This window comes from Herbaspirillum sp. 1130, from assembly GCF_017833835.1.
GTDB classification, from domain to species: Bacteria; Pseudomonadota; Gammaproteobacteria; order Burkholderiales; family Burkholderiaceae_D; genus Herbaspirillum; species Herbaspirillum huttiense.
Genome location: NZ_JAFICQ010000007.1, coordinates 223474 through 243217, shown reverse-complemented (window position 1 = coordinate 243217; position 19744 = coordinate 223474). Strand labels below are relative to the sequence as shown.

34 protein-coding genes are annotated in these 19744 nt (G+C 59.1%); 2 read left to right on the top strand and 32 right to left on the bottom strand.

The window, feature by feature from the left end; genetic code table 11:
• Positions 1–97: 97 nt before the first annotated feature.
• Positions 98–1237 (bottom strand): iron-containing alcohol dehydrogenase, encoded by a 1140-nt coding sequence (locus JOD78_RS26705; RefSeq protein WP_121037729.1) that lies wholly within the window; start codon positions 1235–1237, stop codon positions 98–100.
• A gap of 202 nt (positions 1238–1439) precedes the next feature.
• On the opposite strand from JOD78_RS26705, the gene JOD78_RS26700 reads away from it, so the two are divergent.
• Positions 1440–2384: a LysR family transcriptional regulator gene (locus JOD78_RS26700; RefSeq protein WP_121037726.1), complete on the top strand. Its 945-nt coding sequence runs from the start codon at positions 1440–1442 to the stop codon at positions 2382–2384.
• A gap of 67 nt (positions 2385–2451) precedes the next feature.
• Here the strand turns inward: JOD78_RS26700 and JOD78_RS26695 are convergent, their stop codons facing one another.
• The 3 genes from JOD78_RS26695 to cutA form a co-directional block, all read right to left on the bottom strand.
• Complete coding sequence (locus JOD78_RS26695; protein WP_006464905.1) at positions 2452–3090, bottom strand: peroxiredoxin; 639 nt, start codon at positions 3088–3090, stop codon at positions 2452–2454.
• Positions 3091–3200: 110 nt separating this feature from the next.
• Positions 3201–4991 carry a protein-disulfide reductase DsbD gene (gene dsbD / locus JOD78_RS26690; RefSeq protein ID WP_121037723.1) on the bottom strand — a complete coding sequence of 597 codons (1791 nt, stop codon included), beginning with the start codon at positions 4989–4991 and terminating at the stop codon, positions 3201–3203.
• Positions 4992–5024: 33 nt separating this feature from the next.
• Complete coding sequence (gene cutA / locus JOD78_RS26685) at positions 5025–5372, bottom strand: divalent-cation tolerance protein CutA (protein WP_121037721.1); 348 nt, start codon at positions 5370–5372, stop codon at positions 5025–5027.
• Here cutA and JOD78_RS28280 point away from each other — a divergent pair.
• Entirely contained in the window at positions 5371–5505 is a 135-nt protein-coding gene (locus tag JOD78_RS28280) for a hypothetical protein (RefSeq protein WP_256497793.1), read from the top strand. The two genes, cutA and JOD78_RS28280, sit on opposite strands and share 2 nt — an antisense overlap.
• Before the next feature lie 16 nt (positions 5506–5521).
• On the opposite strand, the gene rplQ is transcribed toward JOD78_RS28280, so the two are convergent.
• From rplQ to rplC, 28 genes are all read right to left on the bottom strand, one after another.
• On the bottom strand, positions 5522–5917 hold the full coding sequence (rplQ, locus tag JOD78_RS26680; RefSeq protein WP_008334167.1) for a 50S ribosomal protein L17: 396 nt from the start codon (positions 5915–5917) through the stop codon (positions 5522–5524).
• Between the two features lie 187 nt (positions 5918–6104).
• The gene (rpoA, locus tag JOD78_RS26675) at positions 6105–7082 is read right to left on the bottom strand and encodes a DNA-directed RNA polymerase subunit alpha (protein ID WP_006464909.1); all 978 of its coding nucleotides are present in this window, start codon (positions 7080–7082) and stop codon (positions 6105–6107) included.
• A gap of 106 nt (positions 7083–7188) precedes the next feature.
• Positions 7189–7812, bottom strand: a complete 624-nt coding sequence (gene rpsD, locus JOD78_RS26670; RefSeq protein ID WP_075256125.1) for a 30S ribosomal protein S4 — start codon at positions 7810–7812, stop codon at positions 7189–7191.
• 162 nt (positions 7813–7974) lie between these two features.
• Entirely contained in the window at positions 7975–8379 is a 405-nt protein-coding gene (rpsK, locus tag JOD78_RS26665; RefSeq protein WP_006464911.1) for a 30S ribosomal protein S11, read from the bottom strand.
• 42 nt (positions 8380–8421) lie between these two features.
• A complete protein-coding gene (gene rpsM, locus JOD78_RS26660; RefSeq protein WP_209569968.1) occupies positions 8422–8787 on the bottom strand; it encodes a 30S ribosomal protein S13 in 366 nt (121 codons plus the stop codon).
• Positions 8788–8815: 28 nt separating this feature from the next.
• The gene (rpmJ, locus tag JOD78_RS26655; RefSeq protein WP_013232189.1) at positions 8816–8929 is read right to left on the bottom strand and encodes a 50S ribosomal protein L36; all 114 of its coding nucleotides are present in this window, start codon (positions 8927–8929) and stop codon (positions 8816–8818) included.
• 30 nt (positions 8930–8959) lie between these two features.
• On the bottom strand, positions 8960–9178 hold the full coding sequence (gene infA, locus JOD78_RS26650) for a translation initiation factor IF-1 (RefSeq protein WP_005663428.1): 219 nt from the start codon (positions 9176–9178) through the stop codon (positions 8960–8962).
• Positions 9179–9210: 32 nt separating this feature from the next.
• Positions 9211–10542, bottom strand: a complete 1332-nt coding sequence (gene secY, locus JOD78_RS26645) for a preprotein translocase subunit SecY (protein WP_013232188.1) — start codon at positions 10540–10542, stop codon at positions 9211–9213.
• 19 nt (positions 10543–10561) lie between these two features.
• Complete coding sequence (gene rplO, locus JOD78_RS26640; protein ID WP_008334147.1) at positions 10562–10996, bottom strand: 50S ribosomal protein L15; 435 nt, start codon at positions 10994–10996, stop codon at positions 10562–10564.
• Between the two features lie 26 nt (positions 10997–11022).
• Positions 11023–11202: a 50S ribosomal protein L30 gene (rpmD, locus tag JOD78_RS26635; protein ID WP_006464916.1), complete on the bottom strand. Its 180-nt coding sequence runs from the start codon at positions 11200–11202 to the stop codon at positions 11023–11025.
• A 10-nt stretch (positions 11203–11212) separates the two neighbouring features.
• Complete coding sequence (gene rpsE, locus JOD78_RS26630; RefSeq protein ID WP_006464917.1) at positions 11213–11731, bottom strand: 30S ribosomal protein S5; 519 nt, start codon at positions 11729–11731, stop codon at positions 11213–11215.
• A 12-nt stretch (positions 11732–11743) separates the two neighbouring features.
• Positions 11744–12106, bottom strand: coding sequence for a 50S ribosomal protein L18 (gene rplR, locus JOD78_RS26625; protein WP_008334143.1), 363 nt, complete (start codon positions 12104–12106; stop codon positions 11744–11746).
• 12 nt (positions 12107–12118) lie between these two features.
• A complete protein-coding gene (gene rplF, locus JOD78_RS26620; RefSeq protein WP_008334141.1) occupies positions 12119–12652 on the bottom strand; it encodes a 50S ribosomal protein L6 in 534 nt (177 codons plus the stop codon).
• Positions 12653–12662: 10 nt separating this feature from the next.
• The gene (gene rpsH / locus JOD78_RS26615; RefSeq protein ID WP_006464920.1) at positions 12663–13058 is read right to left on the bottom strand and encodes a 30S ribosomal protein S8; all 396 of its coding nucleotides are present in this window, start codon (positions 13056–13058) and stop codon (positions 12663–12665) included.
• A gap of 14 nt (positions 13059–13072) precedes the next feature.
• Complete coding sequence (gene rpsN, locus JOD78_RS26610; protein ID WP_008334139.1) at positions 13073–13378, bottom strand: 30S ribosomal protein S14; 306 nt, start codon at positions 13376–13378, stop codon at positions 13073–13075.
• Between the two features lie 7 nt (positions 13379–13385).
• The gene (gene rplE / locus JOD78_RS26605; RefSeq protein ID WP_006464922.1) at positions 13386–13925 is read right to left on the bottom strand and encodes a 50S ribosomal protein L5; all 540 of its coding nucleotides are present in this window, start codon (positions 13923–13925) and stop codon (positions 13386–13388) included.
• Positions 13926–13930: 5 nt separating this feature from the next.
• Positions 13931–14245, bottom strand: a complete 315-nt coding sequence (gene rplX, locus JOD78_RS26600) for a 50S ribosomal protein L24 (protein WP_034339785.1) — start codon at positions 14243–14245, stop codon at positions 13931–13933.
• A 9-nt stretch (positions 14246–14254) separates the two neighbouring features.
• Positions 14255–14623: a 50S ribosomal protein L14 gene (gene rplN, locus JOD78_RS26595; RefSeq protein ID WP_006464924.1), complete on the bottom strand. Its 369-nt coding sequence runs from the start codon at positions 14621–14623 to the stop codon at positions 14255–14257.
• Positions 14624–14819: 196 nt separating this feature from the next.
• A complete protein-coding gene (gene rpsQ / locus JOD78_RS26590) occupies positions 14820–15092 on the bottom strand; it encodes a 30S ribosomal protein S17 (RefSeq protein WP_034333526.1) in 273 nt (90 codons plus the stop codon).
• Positions 15089–15283 carry a 50S ribosomal protein L29 gene (gene rpmC / locus JOD78_RS26585; protein ID WP_006464926.1) on the bottom strand — a complete coding sequence of 65 codons (195 nt, stop codon included), beginning with the start codon at positions 15281–15283 and terminating at the stop codon, positions 15089–15091. Before rpmC ends, rpsQ begins: the two co-directional genes overlap by 4 nt.
• Before the next feature lie 13 nt (positions 15284–15296).
• Complete coding sequence (rplP, locus tag JOD78_RS26580; RefSeq protein ID WP_008334136.1) at positions 15297–15716, bottom strand: 50S ribosomal protein L16; 420 nt, start codon at positions 15714–15716, stop codon at positions 15297–15299.
• Positions 15717–15718: 2 nt separating this feature from the next.
• Positions 15719–16537 carry a 30S ribosomal protein S3 gene (gene rpsC / locus JOD78_RS26575; RefSeq protein WP_008334135.1) on the bottom strand — a complete coding sequence of 273 codons (819 nt, stop codon included), beginning with the start codon at positions 16535–16537 and terminating at the stop codon, positions 15719–15721.
• 9 nt (positions 16538–16546) lie between these two features.
• On the bottom strand, positions 16547–16879 hold the full coding sequence (rplV, locus tag JOD78_RS26570; protein ID WP_008334132.1) for a 50S ribosomal protein L22: 333 nt from the start codon (positions 16877–16879) through the stop codon (positions 16547–16549).
• Between the two features lie 6 nt (positions 16880–16885).
• Positions 16886–17161 (bottom strand): 30S ribosomal protein S19, encoded by a 276-nt coding sequence (rpsS, locus tag JOD78_RS26565; protein WP_006464930.1) that lies wholly within the window; start codon positions 17159–17161, stop codon positions 16886–16888.
• Positions 17162–17171: 10 nt separating this feature from the next.
• Positions 17172–17999 carry a 50S ribosomal protein L2 gene (gene rplB, locus JOD78_RS26560; RefSeq protein ID WP_006464931.1) on the bottom strand — a complete coding sequence of 276 codons (828 nt, stop codon included), beginning with the start codon at positions 17997–17999 and terminating at the stop codon, positions 17172–17174.
• Positions 17999–18316 carry a 50S ribosomal protein L23 gene (gene rplW / locus JOD78_RS26555; protein WP_006464932.1) on the bottom strand — a complete coding sequence of 106 codons (318 nt, stop codon included), beginning with the start codon at positions 18314–18316 and terminating at the stop codon, positions 17999–18001. The genes rplB and rplW overlap by 1 nt, the downstream gene beginning before the upstream one ends.
• A complete protein-coding gene (gene rplD / locus JOD78_RS26550; RefSeq protein ID WP_006464933.1) occupies positions 18313–18933 on the bottom strand; it encodes a 50S ribosomal protein L4 in 621 nt (206 codons plus the stop codon). Before rplD ends, rplW begins: the two co-directional genes overlap by 4 nt.
• Positions 18934–18935: 2 nt before the next feature.
• On the bottom strand, positions 18936–19604 hold the full coding sequence (rplC, locus tag JOD78_RS26545; RefSeq protein WP_013232185.1) for a 50S ribosomal protein L3: 669 nt from the start codon (positions 19602–19604) through the stop codon (positions 18936–18938).
• Positions 19605–19744: the final 140 nt, after the last annotated feature.

Genomic DNA, 19744 nt, shown 5'->3' with positions numbered 1-19744 from the left:
CAGGCAAGAAAGCTGCGCCCGCGCGAGGCAGGAGCAGCTGAGGGGGAAATGCGCAGCAGGCCCTTGGTGGCCTGCACGCGCTGTTCATTGTCGGCCATCACATGGATTGCTGCAGCATGTTCAGGTAATCCTGTTCCGAGGCTTCGCGCGGATTGGTCTTGTGGCTGTGGTCGGCCAGGGCACCCTTGATGATCTGCGGGAACAGGGATTCGCTCACGCCCAGCTCGCGCAGCCCGGCCGGCAAGCCAAGGCGGCGGCTCATGTCGCGGATGGCCGGGCCGATCCCGGCACCGCTGGCCAAGCCCATGGCGTGGGCCATGCGCGCCATCTTGTTGTCCTTGACCATGCTGGGCGCGCTTTCGTTGAAGGCGATGATGGCCGGCAGGAAGATCGCGTTCAGGGTCCCATGGTGCAGCTTGGGATTGATGCCGCCCAGCGAGTGCGACAGGCTGTGCACGCAACCCAGCCCCTTCTGGAAGGCCATGGCGCCCTGCATGGAGGCGCTCATCATGTTCAGCCGCGCTTCGCGGTCACCCGGTTCGCGCGTGGCGCGTTCGATGTGCGCCCAGGCGCGCCACAGGCCATCCAGCGCGATGCCGTCGGCGGGCGGGTTGAAGGCGGGGGCCATGAAGGTTTCCAGACAGTGCGCGATGGCATCCATGCCGGTGGCAGCGGTCATCAGCGGCGGCAGGCCCAGGGTCAGTTCGGGGTCGCAGAGGGCCAGCTTGGGCACCAGGTGCGGCGAGATGATGCCGACCTTGCGTCCATCGTCAAGGATCAGGATGGCGCCCCGGCCGACTTCGCTGCCGGTGCCGGCGGTGGTCGGGATGGCGATCACCGGTGCGGTCTTGGCGGTGATGTTGGCCAGGCCGCCTTCGATGAGCGCAAAGGATTTCAGCGGGCCTTCGTGGGTGCCGCAGACGGCCACGCCCTTGGCCAGGTCGATGGAGGAACCGCCGCCAACAGCCACGATGCCATCGCAGCCATGCTCGCGGAACAATCCCACGGCAGCGCGCACGGCACCCTCATTGGGGTTGGGCGGGGTCTGGTCATAGACCACGGTGCCGGCCCCGTCCTTCAACTGGCCCAGGACCTTGTCCAGCAAGCCGGCGTTGCGAATGCCCGGGTCGGTCACCACCAGCGGCTTCTTGATGCCCAGGCGGTCGCATTCCTGCTGCAGCAGCGCCAGCGCGCCGTAGTCAAACTGGACTTGGGTAATGTAGTTGATGAGTGCCATTACATAGCCTTGATTTATAGATGTCTCCACCGGGTCCGCCATCGGCGGGCTTGCTCCGAAACCTTCAAAGCCGGTGCTTCCCAATGGGGTCCCGCTTTGGAAAGCCAGACTCTAAGCCATCAAGGGGCGCTTGGCTAATGAGACCTGTTGATATGGGTATAACCAACACTCATACTAACGACTTCTTTGAAGAGGATTTTCCATGCACACCACCTTGCCCTCGCTGGCCTCCATCACTTCGCGCCTGCACCTGCGGCAGTTGCGGCTGCTCATCGCGCTGTCCGACCATGGTTCCCTGCTCAAGGCGGCCGAGCAGGTGGCGCTGACCCAGCCGGGGGCGAGCAAGGCCTTGCAGGAGATCGAGAGTACGCTTGGTGCGCAATTGTTCACCCGCACCAATCGCGGGCTGGAGGCCACCGAGCTGGGCCATTGCGTGATCCGCTATGCGCGGCTGATCCAGACCGACCTGACCCACCTGCGTGAAGAAATGTTATCCATCATGCAAGGCCATGGTGGACGGCTGGCGGTGGGCACCATCATGGGCGCGGTGCCGCTCTTGACCGATGCGCTCACGCAATTGCTGGAGGCGCATCCGACCCTGTCCGTGGAGATCGTGGAAGACACCAGCGCCCGCCTGCTGCGCCTGCTGGACCAGGGGCGGCTGGACCTGGCGATCTGCCGCACCAGCATCAGCCAGCGCCCGGACCTGTATGACGCGTTCAACATCCACGAGGAAGAGCTGGCCGTGGTGGCCAGCGTGCAGCATCCGCTGGCTGAAGCGAGCAGCCTGCAACTGGCGGACCTGGCCGATTCGCGCTGGGTGGTCTATTCGGCCAACATGCCGATGCGGCTGACGCTGGAGCGCGAATTCCACGATGCCGACCTGCGCTTCCCGCTGCACCTGATGGAAACCACCTCGGCCTTCACCACCTTGTCGCTGCTGCAGAAGAATCCGCACTTCGTGGCGCTGCTGTCGGTGGATGTGGCGCAGTTCTGCACGCGCTTCGGCATGACGCGCATCCTGCCGCTGAAGCTGCATACGCGCAGCGAGCCCTATCAGCTGGTGACGCGGCGCGGTACGCTCCTGTCGCCGGTGGCGCGGCTGTTCGTGGATGGATTTGCACGCGGGGTGGCCTCGGCCGCCTGAGCAGGGGCCAAACAAAAAGCGCTCCCGGAGGAGCGCTTTCGCTTTATTGACGCGGCGAACGCAGCAATTACTTGTTCGGCTGCGGCGTAATGCGCAGGTACGGACGCGGCGACTTGTAGCCCTTCGGATATTTCTGCTTGATGACTTCCTCATCCTTGACCGACAACGGGATGATGACGTCGTCGCCATCCTTCCAGTTGCCCGGGGTGGCCACGGTGTAACCGTCGGTCAGTTGCAGCGCATCGATGACGCGCAGCACCTCGTCGAAGTTGCGGCCGGTGCTCATCGGGTAGGTGATGATGAGGCGAACCTTCTTCTTCGGGTCAATCACGAAGAGCGAACGCACGGTCGCCGTTTCGGACTGGTTCGGATGGATCATGTCGTACAGGCCCGCGACCTTCTTGTCGACGTCGGCCACGATCGGGAAGCCGACCACGGTCTGCTGGGTTTCCTCGATGTCCTTGATCCACTGGTTGTGGGCCTCGGCACCATCCACGGACAGCGCGATGGCCTTGACGTTGCGCTTGTCGAATTCGGGCTTGAGCTTGGCAGTCAGGCCCAGCTCGGTGGTGCAGACCGGCGTGAAGTCGGCCGGGTGCGAGAACAGCACGACCCAGGAGTCACCCGCCCAGTCGTGGAATTTGATCTTGCCGATCGAGGATTCTTGCTCGAAATCCGGTGCGGTATCGCCCAGGCGCAGCGTCATGGTGGTCTCCTTGGTGGACAGAATGAAAACAGAAGGCTGACTATAACGCGAGGCCAGCCTCAGGCCTACGACTATAAAGTGCTTTTCAAATTACATTGCGACATGTGGAACTACAGATTTTGCAGCGTAGAGATGAACCTGTCGGCATCCTGATAACCGATCACGCGGCGCTGTGCCAGTTCCCGGCCATCGGCATCGAAAAACATGATGCCGGGCGGACCGAACAGATTGAAGCGCTTCAGCATGGCGCGGTCGTCGGCATTGTTGGCGGTGACGTCGATCTGCAGCAGCAGCATCTGGCCGAAGCGTTCCTTCACACGCGGATCAGTGAAAGTGAAACGTTCCATTTCCTTGCAGGAAACGCACCAGTCGGCATAGAAATCCAGCATGACCGGGCGACGCTGGCCGGCGGCGTTTTCCTTCAGGGCTGCATCCAGCTCGGCGCTGGAGCGGACGCGCACGAAGTCGGTGGCCTGCGCGGCGGCTGACTGGCCGCGCAGATGCGAGAGCGGCGCCAGCGGATCTCGGCCGCCGGTGGCCACGCTAACCAGTTGCAGCAAGCCCAGCGTGACCACCACCAGGCCGAGTGCCCGGGATATCCATCCAGCCGGGCGCGTCCACAGCAGGAAAGCGCCATAGCCGACCCCCAGCGCCGCCCAGCCAGCCACCTGCAACCATGAAGGGATCACCGGCGAGACCATCCACAAGGCCGTGCCCAGCATCAATACGCCAAAGAAGCGCTTGACCGCATCCATCCAGGCGCCGGCGCGCGGCAGCAGGGCACCGGCCGAGGCGCCGACCAGCAGCAGCGGCACGCTCATGCCCAGTGCCATGGAAAACAGGGCGCTACCGCCCAGTACCACGTTGCCGGTCTGGCTGATGTACAGCAAGGCCCCGGCCAGGGGCGCTGCCACGCAGGGACCAACGATCAGCGCCGAAATCGCGCCCATCAGGAAGACACCGACCCATTTGCCACTGCCTCCACCGGAGGCTGTGGATAATCTGGATTGCATCGAGGCGGGGACTTGCAGAGTGTAGAGGTCGAACATCGACAATGCGAGGCCGGCCATCAGCAAGGCAAACGCGCCCAGCACCCAAGGGTTCTGCAGATAAGCAGACAAGCCCTCTCCCAGCATCCCGGCGGCTACGCCCAATGCCGTGTAGACCAGGGCCATGCCCAGCGAATAATCCACCGAGAGCAGGAAGCTGCGCCCGCGTCCGCCGCCGGCGCTCGGCTGCTGTCCGACGATGATGGAGGACAGGATGGGCAGCATCGGCAGCACGCAGGGCGTAAAGGACAGCCCGATGCCCAGCAGGAAGAACAGCGAGAGGATGCTCCACAGCTTGCCGCCCTTGAGCACGGCGGCAATACCATCGATATCGCTGCCGCCCGTGCTGGGCGCATCCGCATTGACGCCCGCCGGAGTGACGTTCTTGCCAATATCCTGGGCCGACATCGCCAGCTTCAAGGTCATCGGTGGATAACACAATCCCTTGTCGGCACAGCCTTGCGATACTGCCGAAATGACAAAATCCTTCACTGCCCCGCTGACCGGAATCCGGGCAGTCACCGACTGATGGTAGGTTTCAACTTCCTTCTGGAAGTTTTCGTCATACTTGCGTTTACCCGCCGGGAATTGCGGCTCGCCCAGCGTCGCGCCTTCGGCGCTGAAGTGGAAGCGGTCGCGATACATGTAGTAGCCATCTGCAATCCGATAGCTCAGCTCCAGCGTCTGGGCGTCAACCATGCGGCCGGTGAGCTGGAACGCTTGTTCGGGCGGCAGGTAATCCTCAGCCGCCTTGGCAGCCTTGGCCACCAGCAGGCCGAGCAGGGCCAGCAGCGCCAATACGATCAGCAGGGGATATCTTGTCAGGCGCGTGCGCCGGTTGATGCGGTTCAACGGTGTTCCTCGTTCGATGGGAATGCTCTGAGCTTATACGCGCAGAGGACGTGCGGTCTCATCCTGCATCCACGCCAGATAAGCCGGCAGACCCGCCGTGATGGGCAAGGCGATGATCTCGGGCACGTCGTAGGGATGGGCGTGGACAATGGCCTGCTGCAGTTCCTGGTAGCGGCCCTGGGTGGTCTTGATCAGCAAGGGGATCTCGCTATCGCGCTGGACCTTGCCCTGCCAGCGATAGACCGACTGCACAGGCGACAGAATGTTGACGCAGGCGGCCAGACCTTGTTCCACGAGGGTATTGGACAAGCGTTCAGCCAAGGCCTGGTCGGGCAGGTTGGCCAGTACCAGCAAAGGCTGGTTCAACAGGGATGCGGACATGAAAGGACTCCTTGCAGAGTCCGTATTCAACCACATCCGGAGGCCAGGCGTGACGGCGCACATCAGCCGGATGAAAGAAAATGCAGCCGCGCAAAACAAAAAAGCCAGGCAGAGCCTGGCTTTTTCTTTGTGAAGCAACGTCCGGTGAATTATTCAGCGGTCGGTGCGTCAGCAGCGTCGGTGACTTCCGGACGATCGACCAGCTCAACGAAGGCCATCGGTGCGTTGTCGCCTTGGCGGAAGCCCATCTTCAGGATGCGCAGGTAGCCGCCGTTACGGGCAGCGTAGCGCGGGCCCAGTTCGGAGAACAGCTTGCCGACGATTTCGCGATCGCGCAGGCGGTTGAAGGCCAGGCGCTTGTTGGCCAGGGTGTCGGTCTTGCCCAGGGTCAGGATCGGCTCGACGACGCGGCGCAGTTCCTTGGCCTTCGGCAGGGTGGTCTTGATGGCTTCATGACGCAGCAGCGAGACAGTCATGTTGCGCAGCATGGCCAGACGGTGGGACGAAGTACGATTCAGTTTGCGGAGACCGTGACGGTGACGCATGGTAATTTCCTTTCAGGTTACAGTTTTGATCCAGTTCTTCTATCGGCAGGCCAGCTGGGCTGTCCTGACCGCGGACCGGTAAATATCGGATAAAAGTTCTTTGCTACGGATACGACGAATACTTCAGGTACGGCCTCAAGTCAGACTGGCGGCGCGGCTCGCACCGCAGCCCGCCAGGTGACGTGAATTACTTTTCCAGACCAGCCGGCGGCCAGTTTTCCAGCTTCATGCCCAGGGTCAGGCCACGCGAAGCCAGGACTTCCTTGATTTCGTTCAGCGACTTGCGACCCAGGTTCGGGGTCTTCAGCAGTTCGTTTTCGCTGCGCTGGATCAGGTCGCCGATGTAGTAGATGTTCTCGGCCTTCAGGCAGTTTGCCGAACGGACGGTCAGTTCCAGGTCGTCGACCGGACGCAGCAGGATAGGATCGACCTGCGGTGCGCGCGACGGTGCTTCTGCAGTCGCTTCGGTGCCTTCCAGGGCAGCGAACACGTTCAGTTGATCAACCAGCACGCGCGCCGATTGGCGGATCGCTTCTTCCGGGGTGATGACGCCGTTGGTCTCGATGTTCATGACCAGCTTGTCCAGGTCGGTACGCTGTTCCACACGAGCGGATTCGACGGCATAAGACACGCGGCGAACCGGCGAGAACGACGCATCCAGAATGATGCGGCCAATGGTCTTGTTGGTGTCTTCGGACAGGCGACGCACGTTGCCCGGCACGTAGCCACGGCCTTTCTCGACCTTGATCTGCATGTCCAGCTTGCCGCCACCGGTCAGGTTGGCGATGACGTGATCGGGGTTGATCAGTTCGACGTCGTGCGGCAGATCGATATCGGAAGCCAGGACAGCGCCTTCGCCTTCCTTCTTCAGGGTCAGGGTGACTTCGTCACGGTTGTGCAGCTTGAAGACCACGCCCTTCAGGTTCAGCAGAATGTCGACCACGTCTTCCTGCACACCGTCCAGCGAGGAGTACTCGTGCACGACGCCAGCGATGGTGACTTCGGTGGGAGCGTAACCGCTCATGGTCGACAGCAGGACGCGACGCAGCGCGTTGCCCAGGGTGTGACCGTAACCACGCTCGAACGGCTCCATCACGACCTTTGCGTGACCGGGGGCCAGGGTTTCCACTTCGATGATGCGGGGCTTCAACAAACTGTTTTGCATGAATTGTCCTTTTCAATACCCTCGGCTCGTTACACCGATAAGGCTGATGGCAGTTCGGAAAAATGCCCACCATGAGGTGGGCACAGGGGTACGGCGGTACTACGAATTAACGCGAGTACAGTTCGACGATCAGCGATTCGTTGACGTCGGCAGCGATTTCGGTACGGTCCGGCGACGACTTGAAGGTGCCTTCCAGCTTCTTCGAATCCACGGAAACCCACTGCGGGAAACCGTTCGACTCGGCCAGCGACAGGGCTTCGGCGATACGCACTTGCTTCTTGGCCTTTTCACGGATGGCGATGACGTCGCCAGCCTTGACGGAGTACGAAGCGATGTTCACGACTTGACCGTTCACGGTCAGGGCCTTGTGGGACACCAGCTGACGCGCTTCAGCGCGGGTCGAGCCGAAGCCCATGCGGTAGACGACGTTGTCCAGGCGCGATTCCAGCAGCTTCAGCAGGGTTTCGCCGGTGTTGCCCTTGCGGCGGTCGGCTTCAGCGAAGTAGCGGCGGAACTGGCGCTCGAGGACGCCGTACATGCGCTTGACCTTCTGCTTTTCACGCAGCTGGTTGCCGTAGTCGGAGGTGCGGGCGCCCGAAGTGCGGCCGTGCTGACCCGGCTTGGAATCCAGCTTGCACTTGGAATCCAGCGAGCGGCGTGCGCTCTTCAGGAACAGGTCGGTGCCTTCGCGGCGGGAGAGTTTTGCTTTCGGTCCGATATAACGTGCCACGGTATTTCCTTTATCAATGACGTCCCATGTTGCCGGACGCTAGTCTGACCTGCATGCGGCCAGACAGTGGTCTTAAGAACAAAACCCGCCAAGGTGATTGGCGGGTGATTTGCCTGCGCTTTTGCCTGACGAACAGGCGAAAGCGCAAGATTATACTACAACTTAGATGCGACGGCGCTTCGGCGGACGGCAGCCGTTGTGCGGGACCGGAGTCACGTCCTGGATCTGGGTGATCTTGATGCCCAGGTTGTTCAGAGCGCGCACTGCGGATTCACGGCCCGGGCCGGGGCCCTTGATACGCACTTCCAGGTTCTTGATGCCGCATTCGATGGCAACCTTGCCGGCGCTTTCAGCGGCGACCTGGGCTGCGAACGGAGTCGACTTGCGCGAACCCTTGAAGCCAGCACCACCCGAAGTTGCCCACGACAGAGCGTTGCCCTGACGGTCGGTGATCGTGATGATGGTGTTGTTGAACGAAGCGTGAACGTGCGCGATGCCTTCAGCAACGTTCTTCTTGACTTTCTTACGAACACGCGATGCTGCTGCGTTGTTGGGGGACTTTGCCATAATTTCTTCCTTGAATCCGACCAGTGCTTGCGCCTGCCGGGATTATTTCTTCAGCGATTGAGCGGCCTTGCGCGGACCCTTGCGAGTACGGGCGTTGGTGCGGGTGCGTTGACCACGAACCGGCAGGCCACGACGGTGACGCAGACCGCGGTAGCAACCCAGGTCCATCAAACGCTTGATGTTCATGGACAACTCACGGCGCAGATCGCCTTCCACGACGAACTTGGCGATTTCGTCACGCAGCTTTTCCAGCTCGTTATCGTCCAGGTCCTTGACCTTCTTGTTGCTCGGAACGCCGGTAGCAGCGCAAATGTCTTGTGCGCGCGGACGGCCAATACCATAGATGGCGGTCAGGCCGATTACGGTGTGCTGATGGTTGGGGATGTTGACCCCTGCAATACGTGCCATTCGTTATTCCTCGATCAATAACGTTAAGTTAACCCTGGCGCTGCTTATGGCGAGGTTCGGTGCAGATCACACGAACGATACCATTGCGCTTGATGATTTTGCAGTTGCGGCAGATCCGCTTGACTGATGCGAGCACTTTCATTGTGGCCCTCTTTCTTTCAATGTTTCACTGTTACTTGGTTCGGAACACGATACGTGCCCGGCTCAAATCGTAAGGCGTCAGTTCCACCGTTACCTTATCGCCGGGCAGGATACGGATGTAATTCATGCGCATCTTGCCGGAAATATGGCCGAGTACAACGTGACCGTTTTCCAACTTAACCCTGAATGTCGCGTTGGGCAGATTTTCAAGAATCTCGCCCTGCATCTGAATAACGTCGTCTTTTGCCATTCCGTGTCTTCTTCCCTGGAGCATGAGCCCGCTTATCGCGGTGTCATGCCACCCTTGAAATTAGCTTTGCGGAGCAACGATTCATACTGCTGAGACATCACATAGTTCTGCACTTGGGCCATGAAATCCATCGTCACGACCACAATGATCAGCAGCGATGTGCCACCGAAGTAGAACGGTACCTTCCAGCGTGCGATCAGGAACTCTGGCAGCAGGCACACCAAGGTGATGTACACGGCGCCGGCCAGGGTCAGGCGCATCAGGATCTTGTCGATATAACGCGCTGTCTGGTCACCCGGACGGATACCCGGAACAAAAGCACCACTCTTCTTCAGGTTGTCTGCCGTTTCCTTGCTGTTGAACACCAGTGCGGTGTAGAAGAAGCAGAAGAAGACGATAGCCACCGCATACAGCAAGGCATGGATCGGTTCGCCTGGTGCCATCGATGCCGCCAGATCCTTCAGGAAACGAATGAAGGGATTCGACGTATCACCGGAGGTGAACCAGCTGGTGATCGTGGCCGGGAACAGAATGATCGACGATGCAAAGATCGGCGGAATCACGCCAGCCATGTTCAGCTTCAGCGGCAAGTGGCTGCTCTGGCCACCGTAGATCTTGTTGCCGACCTGACGCTTCGCATAGTTCACCAGGATCTTGCGCTGGCCACGTTCGATGAAGACCACCAGGAACGTCACCAGAGCCACGATCACGCAGATCAGGATTGCCGACAGGGCGTTCATCGAACCGGTACGGACCAGCTCGAACAAGCCACCCAGAGCATTCGGCAGACCTGCCGCAATACCGGCGAAGATGATGATCGAGATGCCATTGCCCAGACCACGTTCAGTGATCTGTTCACCCAGCCACATCAGGAACATCGTACCGGTAATCAAGGTCACCACCGTGGTCAGACGGAAGGCCAGACCCGGATCCAGCACCAGGCCGGCTTGCGATTCCAGCGCCACCGCGATGCCCAGCGCCTGGAAGGTCGCCAGCACCAGGGTGCCGTAACGGGTGTACTGCGTGATCTTGCGACGACCGGCTTCACCCTCTTTCTTCAATGCTTCCAGCTGCGGCGAGACCACCGACAGCAGCTGCATGATGATCGATGCCGAGATATACGGCATGATCCCCAGTGCGAAGATCGTGAAGCGCGACAGGGCACCACCGGAGAACATGTTGAACATGCCCAGAATGCCGCCCTGATTCTGCTTGAACAGCTGCGCCAACTGCGTCGGATCAATACCCGGAACCGGGATATGTGCACCGATGCGATAAACGATCAACGCCCCCAGCAGGAACCACAAACGACCCCAGGGGAATCCTTTTGCGGCACCTTTTGCTAATTGAGGAGTAGTTGCCAATTAATGCTCCGGGACCGGATCACTCAGCGATGGAACCACCGGCAGCTTCGATAGCGGCCTTGGCACCAGCGGTTGCGATCAGACCCTTGACGGTTACCTTCTTGGTCAGTTCGCCAGCCTTGATGATACGCACGACACGAGCCAGTTCCGACACGAGGCCGGCTTGCTTCAGTGCCAGCACGTCGATCTCGGCGACGGGCAGCTTTTCCAGGTCGGACAGGCGTACTTCAGCCTTGTAAGGCGTTGCCAGCGACTTGAAACCGCGCTTGGGCAGACGACGTTGCAGGGGCATCTGGCCGCCTTCAAAGCCGACCTTGTGGAAACCGCCCGAACGCGACTTCTGACCCTTGTGGCCACGACCAGCGGTCTTGCCCAGGCCAGAGCCGATACCACGACCGACGCGACGCTTAGCGTGCTTGGCGCCGTCTGCGGGTTGGATAGTGTTTAATTGCATGATTCGCTCCGTTCGCAAGCCGCGGCTTACGACACAACTTTCACAAGATAGGACACTTTGTTGATCATGCCGCGCACCGACGGGGTGTCTTCCAGTTCGGACACCGAGTTGACACGACGCAGACCCAGACCGCGCACGGTAGCGCGGTGGTCCTGACGAGTACCGATCAGACCCTTGACCAGTTTGACTTTGATTGTGTTAGCCATCTCGATCACCTTAGCCCAGGATTTCTTCGACCGACTTGCCGCGCTTGGCAGCAATTTCAGCCGGAGTGTTCATCTTCGACAGACCGTCCAGGGTGGCACGGACCATGTTGTAGGGGTTGGTCGAACCAGTCGACTTGGCCACCACGTTGGTCACGCCCATCACCTCGAAGATCGCGCGCATCGGACCACCGGCGATGACGCCAGTACCGTCCTTGGCCGGCGAGATCATCACCGACGAAGCGCCGTGCTTGCCGATGACGGTGTGTTGCACGGTACCGTTCTTCAGGGTCACCTTGATCAGCTTGCGACGAGCTTCTTCCATCGCCTTCTGCACGGCAACGGGCACTTCCTTCGACTTGCCCTTGCCCATGCCGATACGGCCATCGCCGTCACCGACCACTGCCAGCGCTGCGAAACCCATGATGCGGCCGCCCTTCACCACCTTGGTGACGCGGTTGACCGCGATCATTTTTTCGCGCATGCCGTCATCTGGCTTGTCGCTTTGCGTTTTCGATTGCATTTTTGCCATGATCGATAATCCTTAGAACTTCAGGCCGGCTTCACGCGCAGCCTCAGCCAGCGCCTTGACGCGACCGTGATAACGGAAACCGGAGCGGTCGAATGCGACTTCAGTCACACCGGCCTTCAGAGCCTTCTCCGCCACGCGCTTGCCGATCAGGGCAGCAGCGGCAGCATTGCCGCCCTTGCCGGTCTGACCTGCCAGCTGGGCGCGGACTTCTGCTTCCAGGGTGGAAGCGGAAGCCAGCACGTTGGCGTCGGGGCCGATGACGCTGGCGTAGATGTGCGTGTTGGTACGGTGCACAGCCAGACGATTCACCTTCAGTTCTGCGATCTTGGCGCGAGTCTGAGTCGCACGGCGCAGGCGAGATTGTTTCTTGTCCATCGTCAACCCCTATTACTTCTTCTTGGTTTCTTTGAGCGTCACCACTTCGTCAGCGTAGCGCACACCCTTGCCCTTGTAGGGCTCGGGTTCGCGGTACGCGCGAATTTCAGCGGCGACCTGGCCAACCACCTGGCGATCGATACCCTTGATCAGGATTTCGGTCTGGGTCGGGGTCTCAACCTTGATGCCGGCGGGCATCTGGTGAACGATGGGGTGCGAGAAGCCCAGCGACAGGTTCAGCTTGTCGCCTTGTGCTTGTGCACGGAAACCCACGCCAACCAGGTTCAGCTTCTTTTCGAAGCCCTTGGTGACGCCGTTGACCATGTTGTTGACCAGAGCACGCAGGGTGCCCGACATCGCGTTGGCTTCGCGGCTGTCATCAGCCACTTCGAAGCTCAGCGAGCCATTGTTGTTGACCACCTTGACCTTCTTGGTCAGCGGTTGGGTCAAGGAGCCCAGCGGGCCCTTGACGGTGATTTGCTCTGCAGTGATGGTCGCTTCCGCGCCATTCGGCAGTGCAACAGGCATTTTACCTACACGAGACATCTTGCACTCCTTAGGCCACGTAGCAAATCACTTCGCCACCGACACCGGTTGCGCGTGCTTTGCGATCAGTCATCACGCCGCGCGGCGTGGACACGATTGCCACACCCAGGCCATTCATGACGTTGGGTATATCGTCCTTGCCCTTGTAGATGCGCAGACCCGGACGGGACACGCGCTCCAGGCGCTCGATGACCGGACGGCCAGCGTAATACTTCAAACCGATTTTCAATTCAGCCTTGCCATCAGCGGCAACCACGGCGAAATCTTCGATATAGCCCTCGTCCTTGAGGACGTTGGCAATGGCGACCTTCACTTTGGAAGACGGCATGACGACGGTAGTCTTGTTCACGCCTTGCGCATTGCGGATACGGGTCAGCATATCGGCGATAGGATCGCTCATACTCATTGCTTCTTCTCCTATTACCAGCTAGCTTTGGTCAAACCCGGGATTTCGCCGCGCATGGCGATTTCACGGACCTTGATACGGCCCAATCCGAACTTGCGGAAAGTACCACGGGGACGGCCAGTCAGCGCGCAACGGTTGCGCTGGCGGGTCGGAGCAGAGTTACGCGGCAGAGCCTGCAGCTTCAGGCGGGCTTCGTAACGCTCTTCTTCCGACTTCGATTGGTCGTCGATAATAGCCTTCAACTCGGCGCGCTTGGCAGCATACTTCTTCACCATTTCTGCGCGCTTCTGTTCACGGTTAATCAGTGCCAGTTTTGCCATGGCATCCTCAGTTTCTGAACGGGAATTTAAATGCGGCGAGAAGCGCCTTCGCTTCGTCGTCGGTCTTTGCAGTCGTGGTGATGCTGATGTTCATGCCACGCAGTGCATCGATCTTGTCGTACTCAATTTCGGGGAAGATGATCTGCTCTTTCACACCGATGTTGTAGTTGCCACGACCATCGAACGCACGACCGGACACGCCACGGAAGTCACGCACGCGCGGCAGGGCCACGGTGATCAGACGATCCAGGAATTCGTACATGCGGGCGCCACGCAGGGTCACCATGCAACCGATCGGGTAGCCTTCGCGGATCTTGAAACCTGCGATAGCCTTGCGAGCCTTGGTCACCACCGGCTTCTGGCCAGCGATCTTGGTCAGATCGCCAACGGCGTGCTCGATGATCTTCTTGTCCGCAACTGCTTCGGACAGACCCATGTTCAGGGTGATCTTCAGGATGCGCGGAACTTCCATCACCGACTTGTACGAATACTTCGTAGTCAGATCGGCGACGACCTTATCTTTATAAAACTGTTGAAGACGTGCCATGATGTTTAAACCTTAACGACTTCGCCGTTGGACTTGTAAGCGCGGACCTTCTTGCCGTCCACTTCCTTGTAAGCCACACGATCTGCCTTGCCGGTCGCAGCGTTGAACAACGCGACGTTCGACACATGAATTGGCATCAGCTTATCGACGATGCCGCCAGTTGCACCCGTCATCGGGTTCGGACGGGTCGCCTTCTTTGCGACGTTCACGCCTTCCACGATGACATAATCGGCGTCCACACGAGCAGTCACGACACCGCGCTTGCCCTTGTCTTTGCCGGTCAACACGATGACTTCATCGTTTTTACGAATCTTTGCCATGACTACTCCTTACAGAACTTCAGGCGCCAGGGAGACGATCTTCATGAAGCGCTCTGTACGCAGCTCACGAGTCACCGGCCCAAAGATACGGGTGCCGATGGGCTCCAGCTTGGCGTTCAGCAGGACGGCAGCATTACCATCGAACTTGACCAGCGAACCATCCTGACGACGCACGCCCTTGGCGGTGCGAACGACGACAGCGTTATAAATTTCACCCTTCTTGACGCGACCACGCGGTGCTGCGCTCTTGACAGTAACCTTGATCACATCGCCAATGCCCGCATAGCGGCGCTTGGAACCACCCAAGACCTTGATGCACAGAACTTCGCGCGCACCAGTGTTGTCGGCCACTTCGAGCCGGCTTTCAGTTTGAATCATGATATTTTCTTTCCCAACTTAATCCGCTTCGCAGGATGCGCTGGCGGTCAGTCTTGGTCCTGTTAGCAAGCGAACTCGCTAGTTAGGGGACGAATAGAGCTACTCTTGAGCCTCTCTTTGCAAACTTTACTTTGCAAAGAATGAGCTCGATATTATGGCACCATAATATCGAGCACGCAAGTACTACCTTTGCTACTTAAACGATTTGTGCTTCCTGTACCACACGGGTCACAGTCCACGCCTTCGTCTTGGAGATCGGACGGCTTTCGGTGATTTCCACCACATCGCCGGCCTTCGCCGTGTTTTGCTCATCATGCGCGTGGTACTTCTTGGTGCGCTTGATGATCTTGCCGTACAGCGGGTGCTTCATTTGACGCTCGATTTCGACAGTGACGGTCTTATCCATCTTGTCCGACACAACTTTGCCAATCAGCGTGCGCTTGAGCGCTTGTTTCACTTGATCGTTCATTGTTGGCCATCCTTCGAGTTGATCACAGTTTTCACACGTGCGATGTCGCGACGTACCTTCTTCAGCTGTGCGGTATTGTTCAGTTGCTGGGTCGCAATTTGCATGCGCAGGCTGAACTGAGCTTTCAACAGCTCGCCCAGTTCCTTTTCCAGTCCTGCCTTGTCCTTACCGCGGAGTTCAGATGCTTTCATGTTCCGCTCCTAATTATTGACCGACTTGGCGAACAACGAAAGTCGTCGACAGCGGCAATTTGGCAGCAGCCAAACGGAACGCCTCGCGCGCCAGGGCTTCGTCCACACCGTCCATCTCGTACAGTACCTTACCCGGCTGGATTTCAGCCACGTAGTACTCCGGATTACCCTTGCCGTTACCCATACGCACTTCTGCGGGCTTCTGGGAAATTGGCTTGTCCGGGAAAACGCGGATCCAGATACGACCACCGCGCTTGATGTGACGGGTCATCGCACGACGAGCAGCTTCGATCTGACGGGCAGTGATACGGCCGCGGCCGGTTGCCTTCAGACCAAAATCGCCGAACGAGACGGCGGTTCCGCGGGTGTGCGAAATGCCGGTGTTACGACCTTTTTGTTCTTTACGATATTTTCTACGTGCTGGTTGCAGCATGATTATTCTCCTGCTTTCTCAGCCGATACACCGGCATCGGCAGCTTGAGGACGACCACCGCCACGCTTTGCACCGGCGCCAGGAGCACCAGTCTTGGAGCGGGGACGTGCACCCGGCTTGCCGTCGTCACGACGGGGACCACGACGCTTCTTGTCGTCTTCCAGTTCGCCGACCAGCACCGGCGATTCGCCGTTTGCCAGGCGATCGCCCTTGTAGACCCACACCTTCACACCGATGATGCCGTAGGTGGTTTCAGCTTCGCCGAAGCCATAGTCGATATCGGCACGCAGGGTGTGCAGAGGCACACGGCCTTCGCGGTACCATTCGGTACGTGCGATTTCGATGCCGTTCAGACGGCCCGACGACATGATCTTGATGCCTTGAGCGCCCAGACGCATGGCGTTCTGCATCGCGCGCTTCATGGCGCGACGGAACATGATGCGCTTTTCCAGCTGCTGGCAGATCGAGTCAGCGATCAGCTGAGCATCGGCTTCCGGCTTGCGGATTTCTTCGATGTTGACGTGCACGGGCACACCCATCAGCTTGGCCAGTGCCGACTTCAGCACTTCGATGTCTTCACCCTTCTTGCCAATCACAACGCCCGGACGGGAGCTGTAAATGGTGATGCGGGCGTTCTTGGCCGGACGCTCGATGACCACGCGGCCAACCGAAGCGTTCTTCAGCTTCTTCTTCAGGTAAGCGCGGACCTTCAGGTCCTCGTTGAGCATGTCGGCAAAGTTGTTGTTGCCTGCATACCAACGCGAGCCCCAGTTACGCGTAACCGCCAGACGGAAACCGGTTGGATGAATCTTCTGTCCCATCGTGACTCCTTAGTTTCCGACGGTCACGTAAATGTGACACGACTGCTTGGAAATACGATCACCACGGCCCTTAGCACGCGCCGTGAAGCGCTTGAGGACCGCACCCTTTTCCACATAAATGGTCTTGACTTTCAGCTCGTCAATGTCGGCACCATCATTGTGTTCGGCGTTCGCGATAGCGGACTCCAGAACCTTCTTGATGATGACCGCGCCCTTCTTGGGGCTGAAGGCCAAGATATTCAGTGCCTGATCAACTTTTTTACCGCGGATCAGGTCTGCAACCAGGCGGCCTTTCTGGGCCGACAGGTGCACACCGCGCAGAGTAGCTTTAGTTTCCATCATAGGACCTTATTTCTTAGCCTTCTTATCGGCAGCGTGACCCTTGAAAGTACGGGTCAGCGCGAATTCGCCGAGCTTGTGACCAACCATGTTTTCCGACACATAGACCGGCACGTGTGCCTTGCCATTGTGCACGGCAATCGTCAGGCCGATGAAGTCCGGCATGATGGTCGAACGACGCGACCAGGTCTTGATCGGCTTCTTGTCCTTGGTAGCCTGGGCAGCCTCAACCTTTTTCACCAGGTGGGCGTCGCAGAAAGGACCTTTTTTCAATGAACGTGTCATGTTTTATCCTTTATTTCTTGCCGCGACGCGAGACAATCATCGAAGTCGTACGCTTGTTGCTACGAGTCTTCTTGCCCTTGGTCTGCTGGCCCCACGGGGAAACCGGGTGACGGCCAGCGGCGGTCTTGCCTTCACCACCACCGTGCGGGTGATCCACCGGGTTCATGACAACGCCACGAACGGTCGGACGCACACCGCGCCAACGGGTTGCACCGGCCTTACCGATCTTGCGCAGGTTGTGCTCGCCGTTACCGACTTCACCGATGGTGGCGCGGCATTCGATGTGAACGCGACGCACTTCACCGGAACGCAGACGAACCTGAGCGTAGGTGCCTTCGCGTGCCATCAGCACGACAGCGGCGCCAGCGGTACGGGCGATTTGCGCGCCCTTGCCCGGCAGCATTTCCACGCAGTGGATGGTGGTACCGACGGGGATGTTGCGGATCGGCAGAGTGTTGCCCGACTTGATCGGAGCTTCAGAACCGCTGATCAGCTGATCGCCAACCGACACGCCCTTGGGAGCGATGATGTACTTGCGCTCGCCGTCCGCGTAGCACAGCAGTGCGATGTGCGCGGTACGGTTCGGGTCGTATTCGATACGCTCAACCTTGGCAGGGATACCATCCTTGTTGCGACGGAAGTCGACAACACGGTAGTGCTGCTTGTGACCACCGCCGATGTGGCGGGTGGTGATGTGGCCGTTGTTGTTACGGCCGGCGGTCTTGGACTTCTTTTCGACCAGCGATGCCAGCGGACGGCCCTTGTACAGGTCGGGATTGACGACCTTGACCATGCCGCGCCGACCGGGCGAGGTCGGCTTCACTTTTACGAGTGCCATTATTTAGCCTCCTCGGTGAAGTTGATTTCTTGACCCGGCTTCAGGCTGACGAAAGCACGGCGGGTGTGGTTGCGGCGGCCCATACCGTTGCGCGAGCGCTTCTGCTTGCCCTGACGGTTGGCGACTTGCACCGATTCCACTTCCACCTTGAACAGCAGTTCGACGGCGGCCTTGACTTCCAGCTTGGTGGCGTCCTTGGCGACCAGGAAGACGACTTGCTCGTTCTTCTCGGCGACAAAGGTTGCCTTTTCGGAGATCACCGGTGCCAGCAGCACCTTCATCAGGCGCTCTTCGCTATGTTTCACGATTGCGTTCATGCCAGCAACTCCTCAATCTTTGCCAGAGCCGGCTTGGTGATCAAGACATTCTTGAAGTACACCAGCGACACGGGATCAGCTTGACGCGGCTCGACCACCAGCACGCCCGGCAGGTTGCGCGAGGCCAGCAGCAGCTTTTCGTCCAGGCTGTCGGTAATAACCAGCACCGATTCCATGCCCATGCCCTTCAACTTCTGGGCCAGCAGCTTGGTCTTCGGGGCTTCGACGGCGAACTCTTCGACGACCGACAGGCGGCCTTCACGTGCCAACTGGGAGAGGATCGAGCAGACACCTGCGCGATACATCTTCTTGTTGACCTTGTGGGTGAAGTTTTCGTCAGGCGAGTTCGGGAAGATACGGCCACCACCGCGCCACAGAGGCGACGAGGACATACCGGCACGTGCACGGCCAGTACCCTTTTGACGCCAAGGCTTCTTGGTGGTGTGGCTGACTTCTTCACGATCCTTTTGCTTGCGGTTGCCGCTACGAGCGTTGGCTTGGTAGGCAACCACGACCTGGTGGATCAGGGCTTCGTTGTAGTCACGACCGAAAATGGTATCCGGTGCGGCGACGTTCGAAGCAGCTTGACCTTGGTCATTCAGGAGCTTCAGTTCCATTATTAAGCCCCCTTCTTCGCTTTGACTTTGACTGCCGGCGAAACGATCACTTGACCGTTCTTGGCGCCAGGAACGGCACCCTTCACCAGCAGCAACTGACGCTCTGCGTCCACACGGGCGATTTCCAGGTTCTGGACGGTGGTCTTGACATCACCCAGATGACCGGTCATGCGCTTGCCGGGGAACACGCGGCCCGGATCCTGCGCCATACCGATGGAGCCAGGAACGTTGTGCGAGCGGGAGTTACCGTGGGTCGCGCGACCCGACGAGAAGTTGTAACGCTTGATGGTACCGGCGTAGCCCTTACCGATCGACACGCCTTGCACGTCGACTTTCTGGCCAGCTTCAAACATGCCGATGCCAACGACGTCGCCAGCCTTCAGTTCGGCAGCCTTGGAAGCGTCAACACGGAATTCTTTGAGGACAGTACCTGCCTCGACGCCAGCTTTGGCGAAGTGGCCGGCGGCGGCTTTCACCACGCGCGAAGCGCGGCGTTGACCGAAGGTCACCTGAACAGCGGAATAACCATCCACTTCAGGCGTTTTGATTTGAGTCACGCGGTTGTTGGACACGTCCAGCACGGTCACAGGGATCGAATCCCCATCTTCCGTGAAGATGCGCATCATACCAACCTTGCGACCAACAAGGCCCAGGCTCATTGTTTTCTCCATTCCCGCCTGCGATTGGGCGGGGCTGATGTTCGTACTACCATAAATTATGGGCCTTGCAAACGCAAAACCCACATCGAAGCCGAGCATTATAGCCCGTAAAACAAAAGCGCACAACCGAGGTTGTGCGCTTTTCCAACACT